This is a genomic window from Pseudomonas sp. DCA-1, assembly GCF_046523955.1.
Taxonomy (GTDB): Bacteria; Pseudomonadota; Gammaproteobacteria; order Pseudomonadales; family Pseudomonadaceae; genus Aquipseudomonas; species Aquipseudomonas putida_Y.
Genome location: NZ_CP169881.1, coordinates 3,958,612 through 3,979,058 on the forward strand (window position 1 = coordinate 3,958,612; position 20,447 = coordinate 3,979,058).

Annotated in this window: 16 protein-coding genes; 5 read left to right on the forward strand and 11 right to left on the reverse strand. The window is 64.0% G+C overall.

Annotated elements, in window-relative coordinates:
- Nucleotides 1–385: 385 nt before the first annotated feature.
- From ACE4QZ_RS18630 to ACE4QZ_RS18640, 3 genes are read left to right on the forward strand one after another with little or no spacing between them, the layout of a single operon-like run.
- Nucleotides 386–1,624, forward strand: coding sequence for an exonuclease SbcCD subunit D C-terminal domain-containing protein (locus ACE4QZ_RS18630; RefSeq protein WP_021784059.1), 1,239 nt, complete (start codon nucleotides 386–388; stop codon nucleotides 1,622–1,624).
- Nucleotides 1,621–5,265, forward strand: a complete 3,645-nt coding sequence (locus tag ACE4QZ_RS18635; RefSeq protein WP_410480112.1) for an AAA family ATPase — start codon at nucleotides 1,621–1,623, stop codon at nucleotides 5,263–5,265. The genes ACE4QZ_RS18630 and ACE4QZ_RS18635 overlap by 4 nt, the downstream gene beginning before the upstream one ends.
- On the forward strand, nucleotides 5,262–5,855 hold the full coding sequence (locus ACE4QZ_RS18640; protein WP_021784061.1) for a glutathione S-transferase: 594 nt from the start codon (nucleotides 5,262–5,264) through the stop codon (nucleotides 5,853–5,855). The genes ACE4QZ_RS18635 and ACE4QZ_RS18640 overlap by 4 nt, the downstream gene beginning before the upstream one ends.
- A gap of 119 nt (nucleotides 5,856–5,974) precedes the next feature.
- Here ACE4QZ_RS18640 and ACE4QZ_RS18645 read toward each other — a convergent pair whose 3' ends face one another.
- From ACE4QZ_RS18645 to ACE4QZ_RS18690, 10 genes are all read right to left on the reverse strand, one after another.
- A complete protein-coding gene (locus ACE4QZ_RS18645; RefSeq protein ID WP_223271112.1) occupies nucleotides 5,975–7,105 on the reverse strand; it encodes a lactonase family protein in 1,131 nt (376 codons plus the stop codon).
- Nucleotides 7,071–7,361 (reverse strand): DUF5629 family protein, encoded by a 291-nt coding sequence (locus ACE4QZ_RS18650; RefSeq protein ID WP_021784063.1) that lies wholly within the window; start codon nucleotides 7,359–7,361, stop codon nucleotides 7,071–7,073. Before ACE4QZ_RS18650 ends, ACE4QZ_RS18645 begins: the two co-directional genes overlap by 35 nt.
- Nucleotides 7,362–7,426: 65 nt before the next feature.
- Nucleotides 7,427–9,826: an efflux RND transporter permease subunit gene (locus ACE4QZ_RS18655; protein ID WP_410480113.1), complete on the reverse strand. Its 2,400-nt coding sequence runs from the start codon at nucleotides 9,824–9,826 to the stop codon at nucleotides 7,427–7,429.
- On the reverse strand, nucleotides 9,823–10,863 hold the full coding sequence (locus ACE4QZ_RS18660) for a WD40/YVTN/BNR-like repeat-containing protein (RefSeq protein WP_053870476.1): 1,041 nt from the start codon (nucleotides 10,861–10,863) through the stop codon (nucleotides 9,823–9,825). Before ACE4QZ_RS18660 ends, ACE4QZ_RS18655 begins: the two co-directional genes overlap by 4 nt.
- Before the next feature lie 271 nt (nucleotides 10,864–11,134).
- On the reverse strand, nucleotides 11,135–13,792 hold the full coding sequence (pepN, locus tag ACE4QZ_RS18665; RefSeq protein WP_021784066.1) for an aminopeptidase N: 2,658 nt from the start codon (nucleotides 13,790–13,792) through the stop codon (nucleotides 11,135–11,137).
- A gap of 13 nt (nucleotides 13,793–13,805) precedes the next feature.
- Nucleotides 13,806–14,636, reverse strand: coding sequence for a DUF2797 domain-containing protein (locus tag ACE4QZ_RS18670; RefSeq protein WP_410480114.1), 831 nt, complete (start codon nucleotides 14,634–14,636; stop codon nucleotides 13,806–13,808).
- Nucleotides 14,633–14,893 carry a YeaC family protein gene (locus ACE4QZ_RS18675; RefSeq protein WP_003247224.1) on the reverse strand — a complete coding sequence of 87 codons (261 nt, stop codon included), beginning with the start codon at nucleotides 14,891–14,893 and terminating at the stop codon, nucleotides 14,633–14,635. Before ACE4QZ_RS18675 ends, ACE4QZ_RS18670 begins: the two co-directional genes overlap by 4 nt.
- A gap of 13 nt (nucleotides 14,894–14,906) precedes the next feature.
- Nucleotides 14,907–15,794, reverse strand: coding sequence for a rhomboid family intramembrane serine protease (locus ACE4QZ_RS18680; RefSeq protein WP_021784068.1), 888 nt, complete (start codon nucleotides 15,792–15,794; stop codon nucleotides 14,907–14,909).
- Nucleotides 15,791–16,762 (reverse strand): metallophosphoesterase, encoded by a 972-nt coding sequence (locus tag ACE4QZ_RS18685; protein ID WP_021784069.1) that lies wholly within the window; start codon nucleotides 16,760–16,762, stop codon nucleotides 15,791–15,793. The genes ACE4QZ_RS18680 and ACE4QZ_RS18685 overlap by 4 nt, the downstream gene beginning before the upstream one ends.
- Nucleotides 16,762–17,652 carry an NAD(+) kinase gene (locus ACE4QZ_RS18690; protein ID WP_003247220.1) on the reverse strand — a complete coding sequence of 297 codons (891 nt, stop codon included), beginning with the start codon at nucleotides 17,650–17,652 and terminating at the stop codon, nucleotides 16,762–16,764. Before ACE4QZ_RS18690 ends, ACE4QZ_RS18685 begins: the two co-directional genes overlap by 1 nt.
- Between ACE4QZ_RS18690 and ACE4QZ_RS18695 the strand changes: the two genes are divergently transcribed.
- Complete coding sequence (locus ACE4QZ_RS18695; RefSeq protein ID WP_021784070.1) at nucleotides 17,651–18,673, forward strand: DUF1853 family protein; 1,023 nt, start codon at nucleotides 17,651–17,653, stop codon at nucleotides 18,671–18,673. The genes ACE4QZ_RS18690 and ACE4QZ_RS18695 overlap by 2 nt on opposite strands.
- A gap of 223 nt (nucleotides 18,674–18,896) precedes the next feature.
- Nucleotides 18,897–19,442, forward strand: coding sequence for a cytochrome b (locus ACE4QZ_RS18700; protein ID WP_010953021.1), 546 nt, complete (start codon nucleotides 18,897–18,899; stop codon nucleotides 19,440–19,442).
- On the opposite strand, the gene ACE4QZ_RS18705 is transcribed toward ACE4QZ_RS18700, so the two are convergent.
- Complete coding sequence (locus ACE4QZ_RS18705; RefSeq protein WP_410480115.1) at nucleotides 19,433–20,326, reverse strand: 1-aminocyclopropane-1-carboxylate deaminase/D-cysteine desulfhydrase; 894 nt, start codon at nucleotides 20,324–20,326, stop codon at nucleotides 19,433–19,435. The genes ACE4QZ_RS18700 and ACE4QZ_RS18705 overlap by 10 nt on opposite strands.
- Nucleotides 20,327–20,447: the final 121 nt, after the last annotated feature.

Below are 20,447 nucleotides of genomic sequence, written 5' to 3' on the forward strand. Positions count from 1 at the left end.
TTTTCAGCGCCTGTGAGATCGAGCGCCGCCCGCGCGGCGCATCGCGAGCTGCGCTCGCTCCTACGTTTGTTTTTGGCCAGTAACGCCTGTGACAGGCGCGCGCGACCGCCGTGTTTGTAGGACGCGATATCGAGCTATGCGCCAAGGCGTACGCGCGCAAATTTCACAGAAATAACTGGCCCGAAACAAACGTAGGAGCGAGCGCAGCTCGCGATGCGCCGCGCGGGCGGCGCTCGATCTCACAGGCGCTGAAATTTTCATGGCGAACACCTTGTGCCCCCAATCCCTCGCCCTCCCCCAATCCCTCGCCCTGCCCCCCGAACCCCGCTTGGGTTACCATACCGCCCTTTCCCCGCTTGCCCGACTCGACACCAACAGGTCATCCATGCGTCTGTTTCATACCTCCGACTGGCACCTGGGCCAAAGCCTGCACGGCCAGGAACGCGATTTCGAACACGCCTGCTTCCTCGACTGGCTGCTCGGCCAGCTACACCTGCGACAGCCGGATGCGCTGCTGATTGCGGGCGACATCTTCGACACCGTCAACCCGCCGGTCAAAGCCCAGGAACGCCTCTACGACTTCATCGTCCAGGCCCACGAGCAACAGCCCAAGCTGGACATCGTGATGATCGCCGGCAACCACGACTCCGGTTCGCGCATCGAGCTGCCCGCCGCGCTCATGCGCCGCCTGCGCACCCATGCACTGGGCCGTGTGCACTGGCTGGACGAGGGCCAGCTGGATGCCGAGCGCCTGTTGATTCCGCTTACCAACGGCCGTGGCAAGGTGGCCGCCTGGTGCCTGGCCCTGCCGTTCCTGCGCCCGGCCGAAGTGACCGGCCCGCAGTTGGGTGACGACTACCTGCAAGGCATCACACAGGTGCACCAGCAACTGATCGCCGCCGCGCAGAAGAAGCGCAAGAAAGACCAGGCGCTAATTGCCATCAGCCACGCGCACATGGCCGGTGGTGCGGTGTCGGAAGACTCCGAGCGCAGCCTGATCATCGGTAACGCCGAGGCGCTGCCGGCCAAACTGTTCGACAAAGCCATCAGCTATGTCGCCCTGGGCCACCTGCACAAGCCGCAGAAGGTCAACCGCGAAGAACGCATCCGCTACAGCGGCTCGCCAATCCCGCTGTCGTTCGCCGAAATCAACTACCCGCACCAGGTCCTGGAAGTGGAGTTGGACGGCAACGGCCTGGTCAGCGTCGAGCCACGCCCCGTACCACGCGCCGTGGCCCTGCAACGGGTGGGCCCGGCACCGCTGGGCGAACTGCTGCAGCAACTGGCCGACCTGCCGGTGGTCGACCTGCTCGAAGACCCCAACCGTCAGCCCTGGCTGGAGGTGCGGGTAATTCTGGATGAGCCGCAGCCCGACCTGCGCCAGCAGATCGAAACCGCGCTTGAAGGCAAGGCGGTACGGTTGATCCGCATCAGCGCCGAATACGCTGGCCGCAACAACGCCGAAGACGATGACCTGGCCTTTGTCGAGCTGGCCCAGATGACCCCGCAAGACCTGTTCAGCCGCGCCTGGGAGCAAGCCTACGGCAACCCGGCCGACGAGCAGGCGCTGGCCGACTTCGCCCTGCTGTTGCAGGACGTGCAACAGGAAGAGGAACAGCCATGAAGATTCTCGCCATCCGCCTGAAGAACCTGGCATCGCTGGCCGGCCCGATCGACATCGATTTCACCGCAGAACCGTTGGCCAGCGCTGGCCTGTTCGCCATCACCGGGCCAACCGGCGCCGGCAAGAGCACCCTGCTTGACGCCCTGTGCCTGGCGCTGTTCGGCACCGTGCCGCGCCTCAATGACATTGGCCGTGAGGCCAAGGTGCCAGATGCCGACGGCGAAATACCCACTTCCGACCCGCGCAACCTGCTGCGCCGCGGCACCGGCAGCGGTTTTGCCGAGGTCGACTTTGTCGGTATCGACGGCCGCCGCTACCGCGCCCGCTGGGAAGCCAACCGCGCCCGCGACAAGGCCAACGGCAAACTGCAACACAGCCGTCAGAGCTTCTACGACCTCGACAGCGAGCAGGTTCTCGGCAGTGGCAAAAACGAATACAAGCAACTGGTAGAAGCCCGCCTGGGCCTGAATTTCGAACAGTTCACCCGTGCGGTGATGCTGGCCCAGAGCGAGTTCGGCGCGTTCCTCAAGGCCGACGACAAAGACCGCAGCGAGCTGCTGGAAAAACTCACCAACACCGCAATCTACACCCGCCTGGGCCAGCGTGCCTTCAGCAAGGCGCGTGAAGCCGGCGAGGCGCACAACGCCCTGAAAGAACGCGCCAGCCACCTGCTGCCAATGGCTGCCGAGGCCCGTGCCGAGCTCGACCAGCGCCTGGAGCAGGCGCAGCAGCAGTTCAAGGCCGACCAGGCCGGCGAGCGCCAGCTGGAGCAGCAACGCAACTGGCTGAATGAACAACGCCAGCTACAGGCCCAACACGCCGAAGCCAGTACCACGCTGCAGGCCGCCGAACTGGACTGGCAACAGCTGGCCGAACCACGCCTGGACCTGGCACGCCTGGAGCGCCTGGCCCCACAGCGTCACCAGTTCCACCGCCGACAGGCCCTGAGCGCACAGCTGGCGCCAGTGGCCGCGAAAATGGCCGAACAGCAACAGCAGCAAGCCGAACTGCAGGTGCGCACCCACGAACTCGAACAGGCGCTGGACACTGCGCGCCAAGCGCTTGCCGACCGCCAGGCCGAGCACGGCGAGAACGCGCCGCGCCTGCGCCAGGCTTTTGCCGCGCAGGACAGTCTGGCGCGCCTGGACCAGGAGCTGGCCGCCCAGCGCAGCATCGGCCAGCAGGCGCAACAGCAGGTCGCTGACGGCCAGCAGCAACTGCAGCAGCTGGAAGACAACCAGCAGCGCAGCATTCAGCAACTGGCGCAGATCGACACCGCGCTTGCCGACAGCCAGCACCTGGCGGGCCTGGCCAATGCCTGGCACGCCTACCTGCCGCAACTGAAGCAGGTGATGCTGATCGGTGGCCGCCTGACCAAGGGCCGAGAAGAGCTACCCGGCCTGCAGGCCCAGGCTAGCCAGGCCAATGCACACTTGCAGGCCGAGCGCGACGCCTACGACCTGTTGTTCCGTGAAGCCAAGGCCGAGCCCCAGGCCCTGGCCGAACAGATCGACCTGCTCGGCGGCATGCTGCAGGACAACCGCAAACAGCAGCGCGCCGTAGAGGAAATGTCACGCCTGCACGGCCGTGAACAGGAGCTGCGCCAGCAGTTGGACGCCCTGCGCGACCGCCAGCAGCAGGCCATGCTGCAACGCCAGCAACTGATTACCGAAGGCACCGCCGCCAAGGCCGAACTGGAGGCCGCCGAACAGGCGTTGACGCTCACCCGTCAACTGCTGGAACGGCAACGTCTGGCACGCAACACCAGCGTCGAAGAACTGCGTGGCCAACTGCGTGACGGCGAGCCCTGCCCGGTCTGTGGCAGCGCCGAACACCCGTTCCATCAGCCAGAAGCATTGCTGCAGAGCCTGGGTCGCCATGACCAGACCGAAGAGCACGCCGCGCAGAAGCAGGTCGAAACGCTCAACAGCAAGCTGGTAGAGCTGCGTACCCAACTGGGCGTGGTCAATGCCCAGCTCAAGGACTTCCAGCAGCAACACCAGCAACTGGGCGAACAGTTGCAACCGTTGGTGGCCCAGGTACAGGCCCACAGCCTGTGGCCAGCCCTCGCCCCACAGGACGACAAAGCCCGTCGCGCCTGGCTCGACAGCCAGCTGCGTCGCCTGGATGAAGAAATCAGCCAGGACGAGAAACGCCAGAGCGCTCTGTTAGCCCTGCAAAAAGACGCCGCCCGCCTGAACCAGCAATTGCAGGCGGCCCACGACGCCCAGCAGCAGGCCCAGCGCCATCTGGAGCAGCAGCACCAGGCCCTGGCCAACGATGAGCAACAGTTGCAGCAAGGCCTTGACGACCTGGCCGGCGTCTTGCCCAAGGAAGCCCTCAAGGCCCTGAACGAAGACCCGGCCAATGCCTTCCTCGCCCTCGACCAGCAGATTGCCCAGCGCCTGCAGCAACTGGAACAGCGCAAGGACGAACTGGAAGAACAGCAAGCACGCCAAACCCAGCTGGACAAGCTGCGTGACCAACAGCAGGCGCGCGTGCAAGGCCAGCAGCAGTTGCAGCAGACACTGGCCGCCCTCGAGGAGCAACGCCAACAAGCCCTGGCCTCACTCGGCGAACTGCTCGGCGAGCATGCCAGCGCCGAAGCCTGGCAACAGCACATGGACAGCGCGCTGGAACACGCCCGCGCCCTTGCCGCCGATACCGCCCAACGCCTGCAGGAACTGCGCACCCAAGGCGTACAACTGGCCAGCGAACTCAAGGGCAATGCCCAGCAGCAACAGGCGCTGGACAGCGAGTGCCAGCAACTGCAAGGCCAGATCGCACAATGGCGCAGCGAGCATCCAGAACTGGATGACGCCGGGCTGGATCGCCTGCTGGCCATGGATGACGCCCAGGTGAATGAACTGCGTCAGCGCGTCCAAAGTGCCGAAAAGGCCATCGAACAAGGCCGCGTGCTGCTGCAGGAACGTGAGCAGCGCCTGCAACAACACGCCGCACAAATGACCGTGGACACCTCGGCCGAAGCCTTGGAGCACGCCCTGACCGAGCTGCGCGGGCGCCTGGCCAACCATGAGCAGCACTGCGCCGAATTGCGCGCGCAACAGGCCGACGACCAGCGCCGGCAGCAAGCCCACCAGGCGCTGGCGGCCGAAATCGAACAGGCCCACCAACAGTGGCAACGCTGGGCCCGCCTCAATGCCCTGATCGGTTCGGCCTCGGGCGATGTGTTCCGCAAGATCGCCCAGGGTTACAACCTCGACCTGCTGCTGCACCACGCCAACGCCCAGCTACGTCAGCTGGCCCGCCGCTACCGCCTGAAACGCGGCGGCAGCGCCCTTGGCCTGCTGGTGCTGGACACCGAGATGGGCGACGAACTGCGTTCGGTGCACTCGTTGTCGGGCGGGGAAACCTTCCTGGTGTCGCTGGCCCTGGCCTTGGGCCTCGCGTCGATGGCTTCCAGCACCCTGCGTATCGAATCGTTGTTCATCGACGAAGGCTTCGGCAGCCTCGACCCCGAGTCACTGCAGTTGGCAATGGACGCCCTCGACGGCTTGCAAGCCCAGGGTCGCAAAGTGGCGGTGATTTCCCACGTACAGGAAATGCACGAGCGGATCCCGGTACAGATCCAGGTACGGCGCCAGGGTAATGGCCTGAGTGACGTGGAGGTGTGCGGGTGATCCTCTACTCGTTCCGCCGCTGCCCGTGGGCCATGCGCGCGCGCCTGGCCCTGCGCTATGCCGGCTGCGAAGTGGAGATCTGCGAAGTGGCGATGAAGAACAAGCCGGCAGAACTGCTGGCCTTGTCGCCCAAGGGCACGGTACCGGTGCTGGACACCGGTGCAGGGGTGCTGGAAGAGAGCCTGGACATCATGCGCTGGGCGCTGACGCAACACGACCCGCAGGACTGGCGGCTACAGGCCAACCCTGCGGCTGCGCAGCAGGCTGAAACGCTGATTGCGCGCAATGACACCACGTTCAAGGCGCACGTGAACCTGTACAAGTATGCCGAACGTTACCCGGAGCATTCCCGCGAACATTACCGCCAGCAGGCCGAGGCCTGGCTGGCGGAGCTCGAAGGCCTGCTGGTGGGGCGGGCTTACCTGCTGGCCGACCACCCGAGCCTGGCCGATGCCGCGTTGCTGCCGCTGATGCGCCAGTTTGCCGGGGTTGAACCGCAGTGGTTCGCCGAGGCGGCTTATCCACGGGTGCGCAGTTGGCTGGAGGGGTGGCTGGCTTCGGAGCTGTTCAAGGCCGTCATGGCCAGGTGAGTGTGTGGGGCGGCCAAGCGCCTGGCGGGGGTTTGATGTAGGGTTTGAGATCGAGCGCCGCGCGGGCGGCGCTCGCTATCCCAGGCGCTAAAAATCCAACGCCGAACCCTCACAAATCATCACTCGATGAACTTCAGGTCCGAAGGCGCGTCCTGCGCCATGGTCTGCACGGTTTCCCCCAACTTGCCAGTCAAGAGATCACGGCGCATGACCACGATCTGGTTGCTCTTCTGGTTGGCCACCAGAAGGAATTTGCCGCTAGGGTCCAGGGCAAATTCGCGGGGATGGTCGCCTTCCACGGAGCGGCGCTGCACGAACGTCAACTGGCCGTCATTCTTGCCAACAGCAAACACCAGGATTTCATTCGCCGTACCACGGTTGCTCACGTACAGGAAGCGGCCGTCTGCCGACAGGTGCAGGCCTCCCGCTGCCTTGGCCGCTGCATCCTGCAGCTCGGTCAGCGGCAGACGTTGACGCTCAAGCAGAGCAGCATCCTCGACATCGAACATCACCACTTCGCCACTCATTTCCAGCGTCAGGTAGGCATGCTGGCCCTTGGCGTCGAACAGCAGGTGACGGGGCCCACTGCCTGGCGGCAAGGCCACCGAGGCCGGGATTGCCGGGCTCAATGGTTTGTCCACACTGGCGCCGTCATAGCGGTAGATGAATACCTTGTCCGCGCCCAGGTCGCAGGCATACACATGCTGGCCGTTGGGCGACAGCACCAGTGCGTGCACATGGGCACCGGCCTGGCGTTCGGGGTTGACGCCACTCGCCTTGTGCCGAGCCTGTTGCACCACGGCTTTGAGCTTGCCGTCCCTGGCCACCGGGATGACCACCAGGCTGCCGCCAGGGTCAGGCTTTACCGCGTAGTTGGCCACGAACAGATAACGCTGGTCACGACTGAGGCTGGCGTGAGTCGGTTCGTCACCGTGGGTGACCACCTGGTTGAGCGGCTTGAGCTCGCCCTTGGTGCTGACGCTGAAACTGCTGGCATGGCCACCCGGGGTTTCATTGACCACGAACAGCTGGCGCTGGTCGGCCGACAGCACAAGCCATGAAGGGTTGACGCTCTTGACCACTTGTTGCGGCGTGGGGTCGATGCGGCCAGCCTTGTCGTCGAACTGATAGCGGTAGATACCCTGGCTCGCGCCATCGGTGTAGCTGCCCACCAGCAACGTCGAGGCGTGGGCGTGGATAGTCAGGCTCATCAGGCTAGCGGTCAGCAGGTTCGTCCAGGTCCGGTTCATCTTGGTCATCATCCGGGGCGCGAAAGGCACTCATACAGACTAGTCGATGCGCGCCGTTGGCATCGTCGAGTTGCCACTCGTCTCCGGTGGCGATGGCGGCAGCGACTTGCTCGGGGGTGAACGACCAGCGACGCAATTGGCGGCCGTCCATGCATTCGACAGTGAGGCCGGTTTCATCGGCGGTGAAGTCGAAGGCGTGCAGGCCGTCGATCAGAAGCATATCGCAGGACTGCAGGGCGGTAGCGAGGGGGGACATAGGGGTACCAATCTGAAATGAGTCGGCAGTATAACCTTGGGGCCGCAACGCGGCCCCCCCTGCAATCAATGGGCAAAGATCGACCCACCCTCCTTGCCCACCATCTTCTCGGGCTTGATCAGGAACCGCGCCAATGCCGGTAGCAGCCACAGCGCACCAAACATGTTCCAAAGCAGCATGAAGGTCAGCATCAGGCCCATGTCCGCCTGGAACTTGATCGCCGAGAAAATCCAGGTGCATACCCCAATGGCCAGGCACAGCCCGGTGAACAGCACCGCCTTGCCGGTCGAGCGCAGGGTCTGGTAATACGCCTCCTGCAATGGCAACCCCGCACGCAGGAAGCTTTCCAGGCGGCTGTAGATATAGATGCCATAGTCCACGCCAATGCCCACACCCAGCGCCACCACCGGCAAGGTCGCCACTTTCACCCCGATGCCCATGTAGGCCATCAGCGCGTTGCCCAGCACCGAGGTCAGCACCAGGGGCAGCACGATGCACAGTGTGGCGGCGAACGAGCGGAAGGTGATCAGGCACATCACGGCCACGCAGATGTACACCAGGATCAGGATGGTCAGCTCGGCCGACTTGATCACCTCGTTGGTCGCGGCCTCGATGCCAGCGTTGCCCGCCGCCAGCAGGAACTGCAGGCCTTCCTTGTCATGGCTGTCGGCAAACGCCTTGGCCACGGCGGTGACGCGCTCCAGCGTTTCAGCCTTGTGGTCATTGAGGAACACCAGCACGGGTGCCAATGAGCAGTCGCCGTTGTAAAGGCCGTCAGCCCGGGCGATGGAATTGTTGAGGATGTCCGGGTTACGCGACAGGGTTTCCCATTTCAGGCTGCCCTCGTTCATGCCCTTGATCACCTGTTTGGAAACGGTGACCAGGGAAATCGCCGACTGCACGCCAGGGGTGTTTTCCATGGTCCACATCAGCTCGTCGATCGGCGCCATGGTCGAGTGGACCGAGCACATCTCCGACGGCGTCTTGACCATGATCACCAGCACATCGGAACTGGTCGAGTAGTTGCTGATGATGAAGTTGTTGTCCTGGTTGTAGCGCGAGTCGGGGCGCAGCTCCGGTGCCCCTTGGTCGAGGTCGCCGATCTTCAGGTTCTGGCTGTACCACAGGCCACCGGCGAAGGCGAGCAGCGCCAGCACCACCGACACCGGCGCCACCTTGGCACTGGCGAAGTTCGACAACAGGCGCCAGAACGGGTGCTCGCGGGTCGCGTCTTTCTTGCTGCGCTCGATGGCCTTCTTGCTGATGCCGACATAGGAGATGGCCACCGGCAACAGGATCAGGTTGGTGAACACAATCACCGCCACGCCGATGGAGGCGCCGATGGCCAGTTCGCGAATCACCCCGATGTCGATGATCAGCAGGGTAATGAAGCCCACTGCGTCGGCAAGGATGGCGATCATGCCCGGCAGGAACAACTGACGGAATGTGCGCCGGGCAGCGGTAAGGGCGTTGTCGGCGTCACTCGACTGCAGGGCGATGCCGTTGATCTTCTGCACCCCGTGGGAAATGCCGATGGCGAAGATCAGGAACGGCACCAGCATCGAGTACGGGTCCAGGCCAAAGCCCACCGCATGCATCAGCCCCAGCTGCCAGACCACCGCCACCAGTGTGGTAATGAGCACGGCGACAGTGCTGCGGATGCACCAGGTGAACCAGTACAACAACACCAAGGTGATCACCAGGGCGACGCCGAAGAACATCGCCACCATCACCAGGCCATCGATCAGGTCACCGACCTTCTTGGCAAAGCCGACGATGTGGATTTTTACATTGGGGTTCTGTGCCTGGAACTTGTCGCGGATCTTCTCTTCCAGCAGGTGAGAGAACTGCTGGTAGTCCAGCTTCACCTGTTTGCCCGAGTCCTGCGGGTCGGGGTAGCTCTCCAGCAGCGGCACGTCGATGATGCTGGACTTGAAGTTGTTGCCTACCAGGCGCCCCACCTGGCCTGACTTGAGCACGTTGTCGCGCAGGGTATCGAGGCTGTCCTGCGACCCGTTGTAGGTGTTGGGGATTACCTCACCACCGGAAAAACCCTCTTCGGTGACCTCGCTCCAGCGCACGCTGGGGCTCCACAGTGACTTCAACCCGGCCCGATCGACACCGGGGATGTAGAACACCTCATCATGGATCTGACGCAGGGTCTCCATGTAGTCCTTGTCGAAGATGTCACCGTTCACCGCCTCCACCGAAATGCGCACGGTGTTGCCAAGGTTGGCCAGGTCGTTGCGGTGCTCCATCATCTGCTCGATGAACGGGTGCTGCAGCGGGATCATCTTCTCGAAGCTGGTCGACGGGCGAATCTGCGTGGCCTGCCAGAACAGGAAAATACTGACCAGCACACACAGGGCGATGACCACTGGGCGGTTGTTGAAGATCAGGCGTTCCAGCAGCGTGGCCTTGTCCTGGTGATGCGAGTGCATGGCAATGCTCTCCCTGCTGGTCATGGACGCACCTCCCGGGCAGCCTGATCAGCCCCTTCGGCGCTGGCCAGATGCACACCACCCTGCCCCACCAGCAGCAGGCCGCCATTGGCCAAGCCACTGACGCCGGCCAGGGCCAGGCGGTCGGCGCGGTTGTACACGCTGAAGGTCTGGCCGTCGTCCGTGCTGCGCAGCACGCTGCCACCATTGCCGACCAGCACCAGGGTGCCATCATCGACAAGCGTAGCGCCTGCCAGGCCGAACTCCAGCGTACCGCGCGCGGCCTTGAGTTCGATCGGCTGCCAGCTGTCACCGAAGTCGCTGGAGCGGAACAGGTTGCCGCGAAGGCCGTAGGCCAGCAGGGTCTGCGGCCTGGCGGTGCCGATCACGCCGAACAGCGAGCCCTCGTAAGGGCCCTGGACCTTGACCCAGGTCTGGCCCCTGTCGGCGGAGCGGTACATACCACCCTGCTCACCCACGATGAACAGGCCGGCATCGCGCACTTGGGCGATACCGTTCAGGTGCAGCTGGTCCGGGTTGTCCAGCCGCTCGGCCACGTCCTGCCAGTGCTGCCCGCCATCAGTGGTTTCCAGCAAGGCGCCATAGGCCCCCACGGCAAAGCCGTGCCGGGCATCGAGGAAGGTGACATCGAGCAAGGGCGCTTCACGGGCGAGGTCTTCGAACTGCTTGCTCCAGGTAGCGCCGCCGTCGCTGCTGGTGAGGATCTGTGCGTCATGGCCGACAGCCCAGCCACGCTTGTCGTCGAGGAAAAACACGGCAGTGAGCAATTGCCGGGTGGGTACCCGGGCCTGGGTCCAGGTGCTGCCCTGGTCGTCGGAGAACAGAATGTGGCCGCGATCACCAACCACCACCAGGCGCTTGCCGGCATGGGTGGTGTCGATCAACAGGCTTTCACTGGCCTTGGCCGACTCGGTGGAGTATTCATCGGCTGCCGCGGCCTGGGCACTGTCGGCCCACATCCCCAATGCCAGTGCCAGCATCGCGCTGGCTGCCCATGGCCAGGCGCCACGCCTGGCTGGCATACGTAACTGTTCCCTCATGACTGCCCCCTTGTTGTGTTCTTTTTGGTGGGTCAATGCATTGCAGGCCTTGCGAATGCCTGATCTAGAGGCCTGCAATAGCTTGAGGGGATCGTAGCGGGGATGTTTGCGGGAGTACAACGGGCGGGGTGTTATGTTTTGTTGTCGGCCGGGGAAAGCCGGGGCCGCTGGGCGGCCCTTCGCGGGTAAACCCGCTCCTACAAAGGTTGCATCCCCCTGTAGGAGCGGGTTCACCCGCGAAGGGCTGCACAGCAGCCCCAATTCACCAGACTTACGCCAGGCTCTTGCTCACCACTTCATACACATCACTGGACAGCTCGCCAGACGCCAGAATCCGCTCCAGTTCGCCCTTCATGAGGGCCTGACGCGCATCGTCATACTTGCGCCAGCGGGTCAGCGGCGCCAGTTGCCGCGATGCAATCTGCGGATTCAGTGCATTCAGCTCGATCACCAGGTCCGCCAGGAAGCGATACCCTGAGCCATCGGCAGCATGGAAGTTGACCAGGTTCTGCCCGGCAAAGGCACCGATCAGCGCACGCACCTTGTTCGGGTTCTTCAGGGTGAAGGCCGGGTGCTGCATCAATGCCTTGACCCGCGCCAGCCCGCCCGGCAGCGTGCTGGCCGCCTGCACGCTGAACCATTGGTCCATGACCAACGGGTTGTCCTTGAAGTGCTCGGCAAACGCCTCCAGCGCTTTCGCGCGCTCGGCCTCGAACGGCGAGTTGACCAGTACCGCCAGCGCGGTAAGGCGCTCGGTCATGTTGTCGCAGTGCTCAAACTGCTCCAGGGTCGCCTCCAGCACCTGTTGCTTGCCACTCTGCATCAGGTACGACAGGGCGATGTTCTGCAGGCTGCGGCGGGCAAAGTGCTCGGCCTCGGCCACATAGGCAGTGCTGCGCGACACTTCGCGGTTGGCCTGGTAACGCGCCCACAGGGCGTCGAACAGGTGTTCGGCGATCTGCTGGCGTGCGAACTCGCGGGCGGCGTGGATGGCGTCGACGTCGGCCACCTGGCTGATCTCGGTAAGATACGCCTCACCTGGCAGCGAGAGCATTTCGGCCACCATGGCCGGGTCCAGCGATTCGTTGCCCAGCACAGTGCCCAGGGCGGTGATCAGGCGCTGGTCGAGCTTCAGGGCTTCACCGCGTTGATGCTGGCCGATCAGTTCCTGCAGTACCTGCACCGACAGCTGCTGGCCCGCTTCCCAGCGGTTGAAGCCGTCGCTGTCGTGCTGCATCAGGAACATCAACTGGTCGCGGTCATACGGGAAGCTCAGCTTCACCGGGGCGCTGAAGCCACGCAGCAGCGATGGCAGCGGCTTGGCCTGGATGCCCTGGAAAGTGAAGGTTTGCTCGGCCTCGGTCACCGACAGCACGCGGCTGGTCCCTTGAGCGGCGTCCTCGCCAGCCAGCTGCAGCGGCAGGTCATTGCCGGCGGCATCCAGCAGGCCCAGCTCCACCGGGATCACGAACGGCAGTTTCGCGGCCTTGTCCGGGGTCTGCGGGCAGCTCTGGCGGAACGTCAGGCTGTAGGTCTGCGCGGCGGCGTCATACGCCTCACTGACTTCCAGACGCGGGGTGCCAGCCTGGCTGTACCAGCGCTTGAACTGGGTGAAGTCGACGCCGTTGGCGTCCTCCATGGCCTTGATGAAGTCGTCGGTGGTTACCGCCTGGCCGTCATGACGTTCAAAGTACAGGTCGCTGCCTTTACGGAAGCCTTCGGTACCCAGCAGGGTACGGACCATGCGCACCACTTCGGCGCCCTTCTCGTAGACGGTCAGGGTGTAGAAGTTGGAGATTTCGATGAAGCTGTCCGGGCGCACCGGGTGGGCCATGGGGCCGGCGTCTTCAGCGAACTGGTGGGTGCGCAGGTAGGCCACGTCTTCGATGCGCTTGACCGTGCGCGAGTTCATGTCGGCACTGAACTCGGCATCGCGGAATACCGTGAAGCCTTCCTTCAGCGACAGCTGGAACCAGTCACGGCAGGTGACGCGGTTGCCCGACCAGTTGTGGAAGTACTCGTGGGCGACCACGCCTTCGACGCGCTGGTGCGCAGCATCGGTGGCGGTTTCGGCACGGGCCAGCACACAGCTGGAGTTGAAGATGTTCAGGCCCTTGTTTTCCATGGCGCCCATGTTGAAGTCGTTGACCGCAACAATCATGAAGATGTCCAGGTCGTACTCGCGGCCATAGACTTCTTCGTCCCAGCGCATGGACTTTTTCAGGCTGACCATCGCGTGGTCGCACTTGTCGATGTTCTCGGGCTCGACGTAGATGCGCAGGGTCACATCACGGCCGGACTGACGGGTGAAGCTGTCTTCAACGCACCACAGGTCACCGGCCACCAGGGCGAACAGGTAGGCCGGCTTCATGAACGGGTCTTCCCAGGTCGCCCAGTGGCGGCCGTCTTCGGCCGGCCCGCTGCCGATCGGGTTGCCGTTCGACAGCAATACCGGGTAGCGATGCTGCTCGGCGATGACCGTGGTGGTGAAGGTGCTCATCACATCCGGGCGGTCGAGGTAGTAGGTGATCTTGCGGAAGCCCTCGGCCTCGCACTGGGTGCAGAACATCTTGCCCGACTTGTACAGCCCTTCCAGGGCGGTGTTGCTTTCCGGGTGGATTTTCACGCTGGTGTCCAGGGTGAAGCGCTCGGCCTTGGGCTGCACGGTCAGGCTGTCGGCATCGAGCTGGTAGTCGCCTGGCTGCAGTTCCTGGTCATCCAGCGAGGCGCGCAGCAGTTCCAGCTGCTGGCCATCGAGTTCCAGTGGCGGCAGGCCGGCACCGCGTGCCGGGTTGCGGCGCATGACCAGTTGCGCGTGAACCAGTGTGTGGTCCTCGAACAGCTCGAAGGTCAGGTGCGTCTCGTCGATCAGGTACTCCGGCGCCTGGTAATCCTTGAGGTAGATCACTTGCGGTTGTTCGGTACGCATGTGCAGGTCCTTTTTACTGGAGCACGGCCAACTGGTAGGCCGTGTACTTGCGAATATTGATCACACCGGTGTCGAAGATCAGGTACTGGCCCTTGATGCCCAGCAGCGTGCCCTCGGCCACCGGGTCCTTGTCGAGGTTGAAGCTGACAATCTTCTTGGGGTATGCCTCGACCGGGTAGTTCATCTGCACCACCTCTGCGTCCGGCAGCGGTTGGATAGCCTGCAGGCCGAAACGCCCCTGCAACTCGCGCAGGCCGTCGGCGCAGGCTTCGAAGACCTGCTCGCGGATGGCCGGCAGGTCGAGCACCTCGGCATCGCCCTTGAGCAGCGCACGCCAGTTGGTACGGTCCGGCACCTGGCTGCGCAACACGTCTTCGACCAGGCCCGATTGCTGCCGAGTGGCCACGCGCATGATCGGCAACGCCTGGCTGGCACCCTGGTCGAGCCAGCGGGTGGGCAGTTGGGTGGCACGGGTGATGCCGACCTTGATCCCAGACGAATTGGCCAGGTACACGATGTGGTCGGCCATGCAGAACTGTTCCCCCCACGACGGCTCCCGGCAGGTGCCGGCGTCGTAGTGGCATTTTTCCGGGGCCATGATGCACACATCGCACTGGGCCAGCTTGGTCATGCACGGGTAGCAGTAACCCTGGCTGAAGCTGGTCTTGGTGCGCTTGCCGCAATGGCTGCAATGAATGGCGCCGAGGTATTCCAGGCGCAGGCGCTGGCCGATCATCGGGTTGACCGGCACCTGCATGTCATCCAGGCGGAAGCTGTACTGCACCACCGGTGCCTGCAGGCTGACGCCCATTTTGCTCAACGAGCCACGAGCGAGTTCGATCAATGTACCGAGTCCGACTTGAACAGAATGTTGGCGATGGGCGCGGACTTCGACGCGCATTCCTGTGGGCCCATGTAGCCAGTGCGCTGGTCCTCGGGCAGGTTCTTCATCTCCCAGGCGATGACCGCCTGCAGCGACAGTTCTTTCTGCTCGGCCGTGAGCTTGCGGCCATCCGACCATTTGCCGATTTCCACCGCCAGTTTCAGGCTCTGGTAGATTTCCGGGGTGATGTTTTCAATCATTTGCGCGAAAGTGGACATAGTGTCTCCTGATTCAAGCCGACAGTTTACGCCGGGCCAGCGCCCCACCCAAGAGCCCGGTCAGGCATCCGATGAGCAGCCCGCCGACGTGGGCGGCATTGGCGATCTGGCCAAGGCCGAGGGTGCCGACCACGCCGGTCAGGCACACCACCAGCCAGATCAGCATCATCACCAGCACGCCCTTGGGCAGGTTGAAGTAACGGTCGGGCGCCAGCCACTGGTACAGCCAGATATGCCCGAGCAGGCCGTACAGCACGCCGGACAGGCCGCCAAACAGGCTCGGCCCGCTGGTGTAGTGCTGGGCCAGGTTGGACACCAGGCTGAACAGCAGGGTCAGGCCCAGCAACGCCCACGGGCCCTGGCGCAGTTCGATGCGTTTGCCCAGTTCCCAGTACCACAGGCTGTTCATGGCCAGGTGCAGCACGCCGAAGTGCAGCAGCATGGGCGACACCAGTCGCCACCACTGGCCTTGGTCGAGGGTTTGCGCCAGCGAGGTGAAGTACAGGTAGTCGCCCTGGACACGGAAGTCGAGGAAGGTGAACCAGCTGATGGTGGTGAAGTTGTCACCAAGCCCCGTAAGGCCGGCGACGATGAAGCACAGCAGCAAAGTGAGGGTGGTGATTTTGCAGGCCTTGGCCTGGGCCGCCAGGGAAGGCTGTGTGGGGGCATTCGCGGGTGAACCCGCCCCTACAAGGTCGGCGCTGGCCGGCAGGTCGGCGTTGCCGTCCGGGTAGCGCTGGTAGAGCTGCAGCACATCTTCGGCCAGGGTGTCGGGAGCCCAGAGGACCTGGGCATCGCCCTCCTCGCTTACCCGGTGCGGCACCTGCAAGCGCTGCAACAGGTGGACGAAGCCGCTGAGGTCGACCGACAGCGGCAGGCGCATCACTTCGATAATGTTCATTGGTTGGCCTGTGGGCGGTCGACGTCGACCCAGACGAACTTGTGTGGGTCGATACGGGTTTCATCATCCAGCCGGTAGGCGACCAGCTTGCCGTAGAGCACGGCGCTGTAGTCCAGGCAGGCCAGGTTGGCGCGGATCGGTGCCGGGCGGCCGCTGCGCCAGTAATGCCCGACGAACAGCATCGGCTGGTCTTCGTCATAACGCAACAAGGCGTTCTTCTGGCTGTGGCTGAGCGGGGTGCTGGCCACGTCTTCGGGCAAGGCATCGGGCTGGAACACGATGTCACCGTAGGTTTTCGGGTCTTCTTCCCAGAACTTGGTGCGGAAGAACGCGCGGGTCAGGCCGTCGCCGCCGGTCAGCGTCAGCCCGTCCGGCAGGCGCATGTCGGTACCGCGCAACAGGCGGTTGCACACGGTGTCGGCAAAACTGCCACTCACGGCCGAGGCCTGGATGAAGTGTTCATCGATGCGTCCGTCGGGGTATTGCTGGCGCAGCGGCTCGATCAGCCGCGGGTCCCAGCAGGCGTGCACCAGACGGAAACGGCCGGCGTCAACGAACAGCGGCAGCTGGTAGAACCAGTTGACGAAATCGTGCCAGTCGCCAGGGTGCTGGGCAAACTGGGTCAGGGTTTCGTCAATCAGCCGGGCATGCCGCGGCGTGTGTTCGCGTACATAGGCCTTGCCGCTGCCTGGCAGCGCCGGGGTGACCCAGCCCAGGGCGTTGTATTCGTGGTTGCCCATGATGCAGAACGCCTGGCCGGCTTCGACCATGTCGTGGACGATGTACAGCGCCTCACGAATGCGTGGCCCGCGGTCGACGATATCGCCAAGGAACAGCACCTGACGTCGCGGGTGGCGCCACACGCCGGCCACGCGCTTGTATCCGAGGGCGTCGAGCAGGCGTTCAAGGGTCAGCGCACAGCCGTGCACGTCGCCGATGATGTCAAAACTTCGCGCCGGATCGAGCATCAGTCGTCACTGCTCCCCAGGCGGCTGCCCCAACCCAGCTTGGTGCGGCAGACCTCGTAGTAATTGTGGTCCAGCGGGTGGATCAGGCGCAGTTTCTGCGGCTTCTTGCTGACCGTGATGGTGTCGCCGGGGGCACAGGTGAAGTGGTTCTGGCCGTCACAGGACACCTGTGGGTAGATCTGCAGGTCCTTGGACACCACGATCTTCAGCTCGCTGTTGCCGTCGACCACGATCGGCCGGCCCGACAAGGTGTGCGGATACATCGGCACGATGACGATGGCATCGAGCTTGGGGTGCATGATCGGGCCACCGGCCGACAGCGCATAGGCAGTGGAGCCGGTGGGGGTGGCGACGATCAGGCCATCGGCCTTCTGGCTGCAGACGAACTGGCCATCGATGTAGATCTCGAACTCGATCATGCGCGTGGACTTGCCCGGGTGCAGCACCACGTCGTTCAGCGCATCGCCCTGGCCGATGGCCTCGTGGTGGCGGCGCACCTCGGCCTGCAGCAGGAAGCGGTTTTCCACCAGGTAGTGGCCGTCGAGCACTTCGGCGACCTTCTGTTCCAGCTCGTCGGGGCGGATGTCGGTGAGAAAACCCAGGTTGCCACGGTTGATACCCAGCACCGGAATGTTGTGCCGGGCCAGCGCGCGGGCTGCGCCCAGCAGGCTGCCGTCGCCGCCGACCACGATGACCAGGTCGCAGACCTCGCCCAGCAGCTTGCGGGTGGATGTTTGCAAACCATGGCCGGGCAGCACTTCGGCAATGGTGTCCTCGAGGATCACGTGCAGGTGGCGATCGAGGAGGAATTTTTTAAGTCGGCGAATGGTGTCGAGCACCTGCGAGCTGCCAAGGCGACCGATGATACCGATATTGCGAAATTGCTCCATGGGGCTCCTGCGAGGCTCTGCGGCGGGTGACGATGCGCCGATTATGGGCGAAACCACCGGGCAGCGGCAAACCGGCTATGCTCGCAGGATGACGCCATTCGCCCAGCTCCACGACCTGCCCCGACAATTGCAGCACTCCACCGTGCGTGACCTGGCATGGGCCCTGTTGTCGCCGCCCCTGCTCAGCGCCCCGCCCTGCCCCCAGCGACACCCGCTGGCGGGCAGCCTGTGGGCGCAGCAGCCGCAACGCCTTGAACAGTGGTTGCGGGCCCTGGATGCCGATGACCGACCGTTGCGCGAGTGGCTGGCGCAATTGGGCAGCCGGCGCCTGGGACATTACTACGAACGCCTGTGGCAATTTGCCCTGAGCCAGGCGCCAGGCATCGAACTGCTGGCCGCCAACCTGGCGATTCGCGACGGCGGGCGCACCTTGGGCGAGCTCGACGTGGTGCTGCGCGACCGCGACGGCGTGCACCACCTGGAACTGGCGATCAAGCTGTACCTGGGCCCGGAAGACGCCGGGCACGACCCGCATGCCTGGCTGGGGCCTGGTTGCCATGATCGGCTGGGGACCAAGCTTGCACACCTGGCGGGGCACCAGTTGCCCATGTCCAAGGGGGCGCAGAGCCGCGAGATGCTGGCCAAGCTGGGGATTGAGCAGGTACAGGCACATGTGTGGCTGGGCGGCTATCTTTTCTACCCGTGGCCGGGCCATGCCAAGCCACCCACCGGCGCCAACCCGCAGCATTTGCACGGGCGCTGGGTGCGACGGCAGGACTGGGTGCTGGCTGAAGGTGAACGGTGGCAGCCGCTGCAACGGCATGCCTGGCTGGCACCTGCGCGGTTCGAGGCAGGCGAATGCTGGCTGGCGGAGCAGTTTGCAGCCTGGTTGCATATGCTGGAGCAGCAGGCACCGGCGCAGTTGCTGGTGCGACTGGAGCAGGAGCCCGATGGCGCCTGGCAGGAGGTGGAGCGGGTGTTTCTGGTGGCTGATGACTGGCCGTATCTGCCCGGTAACTGATGTCGCCTGGTCCGGCCCCTTCGCGGGCACGCCCGCTCCCACAGGCACTGCACAGTCTTTGAAGCCTGTGCAGTACCTGTGGGAGCGGGCGTGCCCGCGAAGGGGCGGTGGCTGGCAACACAATTTTCACAGACCCAGCGCAAAGATTCGTTTCTGGCAACCATTACAATGGCACCTGAGCGCCAGCAAGAGCGCCTTCCCGACCTGATGACGAGGACCGATCATGGTTTCATCCCCCCCTACAACCCATTACGCACGCCTGTCCATCGCCCTGCATTGGCTGATGCTGGTGCTGCTGGCTGCCGTCTATGCCCTTATCGAACTGCGTGGGCTGTTTCCCAAGGACAGCGCCGAACGCAACCTGATGAAGGACCTGCACTTCATGCTGGGGCTGAGCGTGTTCGTGCTGGTCTGGCTGCGTCTGGCCATGCGCCTGAGCCGTCCGACTCCGCCCATCGTGCCAAAACCACCAGCCTGGCAGACCGGCCTGGCGCACCTGATGCACCTAGCGCTTTACCTGATGATGATCGGTCTGCCGCTGGCCGGTTGGTTGATCCTCAGCGCCGCCGACAAACCGGTGCCGTTCTTCGGCCTGGAGCTGCCACATCTGATCGGCCCGAACCCGGACCAGGCCAAGTTCATCAAAGGCTGGCATGAGCGTATTGGCAGCTGGGGCTACTGGCTGATCGGCCTGCATGCACTGGCCGGGCTTTACCACCACTATGTGCAACGCGACAACACGTTGTTGCGCATGCTGCCCTACAAGTAACCGCGTCGGCCCTGCAGGCCACCCGTGTGCACGAAGATCAGGCGGCTGCCGGGCTTGAACTGCCCGGCAGCAACCTGATCACGCAAGGCCAGCAGAGCCTTGCCGGTATAGAGGGCTTCGAGCGGCACGCCAGTGCGCCGCTCGCAGTCGGCGATGAAGGTCAGTAGCTCATCGTCGAATTTTCCGAAACCTCCACGGCAGGCGTCGTGTAGCTGGTAGCCGTGCGTGCCGGCCAGTGCTGCCACCGTCTCTGGCACCCCATGATCCCTGGGCACTGCCAGCGCACCATGTACGGCATGTGCACCCGCCTCGGCCAGTACAAGGCCGGCCAAGGTAGTCCCCGTTCCAGCAGCCAGCCACCAGGCGTCATGGTCTGACCAGCCCAATCCCGCGATCTGCGCGCGCGCCTGCTGCATGATCAGTGCGCAGCCCTGCGCACCGGCCAGCCCGCCGCCCCCTTCGGGGATGCAGTGCCAGCCTGGATAGCGTGCTTGCCAAGGTTCCCAGAAACCGGGTTCGTTGCGTGCACGGTAGCCGCCGTAGCCTAGCCAATGCAGTTCCATGCCCAGCGCCTGCAGGTCACGCACGGTTGGCGTGTCCTGGGCATGGCCGCGTAACAGGCCGACGGTGGCGAAGCCGAAACGCTTGCCGGCAGCGGCCAAGGCGTGCAGGTGGTTGGAATGGTTGCCGCCGAGGCTGATCAGGCCCGGGGCATTGCTGGCGCCGGCCTGTTGAAGGTGGTGGCGTAGTTTGAACCACTTGTTGCCGCTGATCAGCGGGTCGATCAGGTCCAGGCGCAGAATGGCGGCCTGGACCTGGGCTTGATTCAGCCAGGGTAAGTCCAGAAATTGCAGCGGGGCTTGGGGAAGGTCGAATACATGCATGGATCGCAGTTTACAGGGAAAGCCCGGAAGCGCTTGCAGGAGCGGGTTCGCTCGCGAACACCGACAAAGGCGGTGCCATCCACCGCGTCGCCTATTTCGCGGGCATGCCCGCTCCCACACG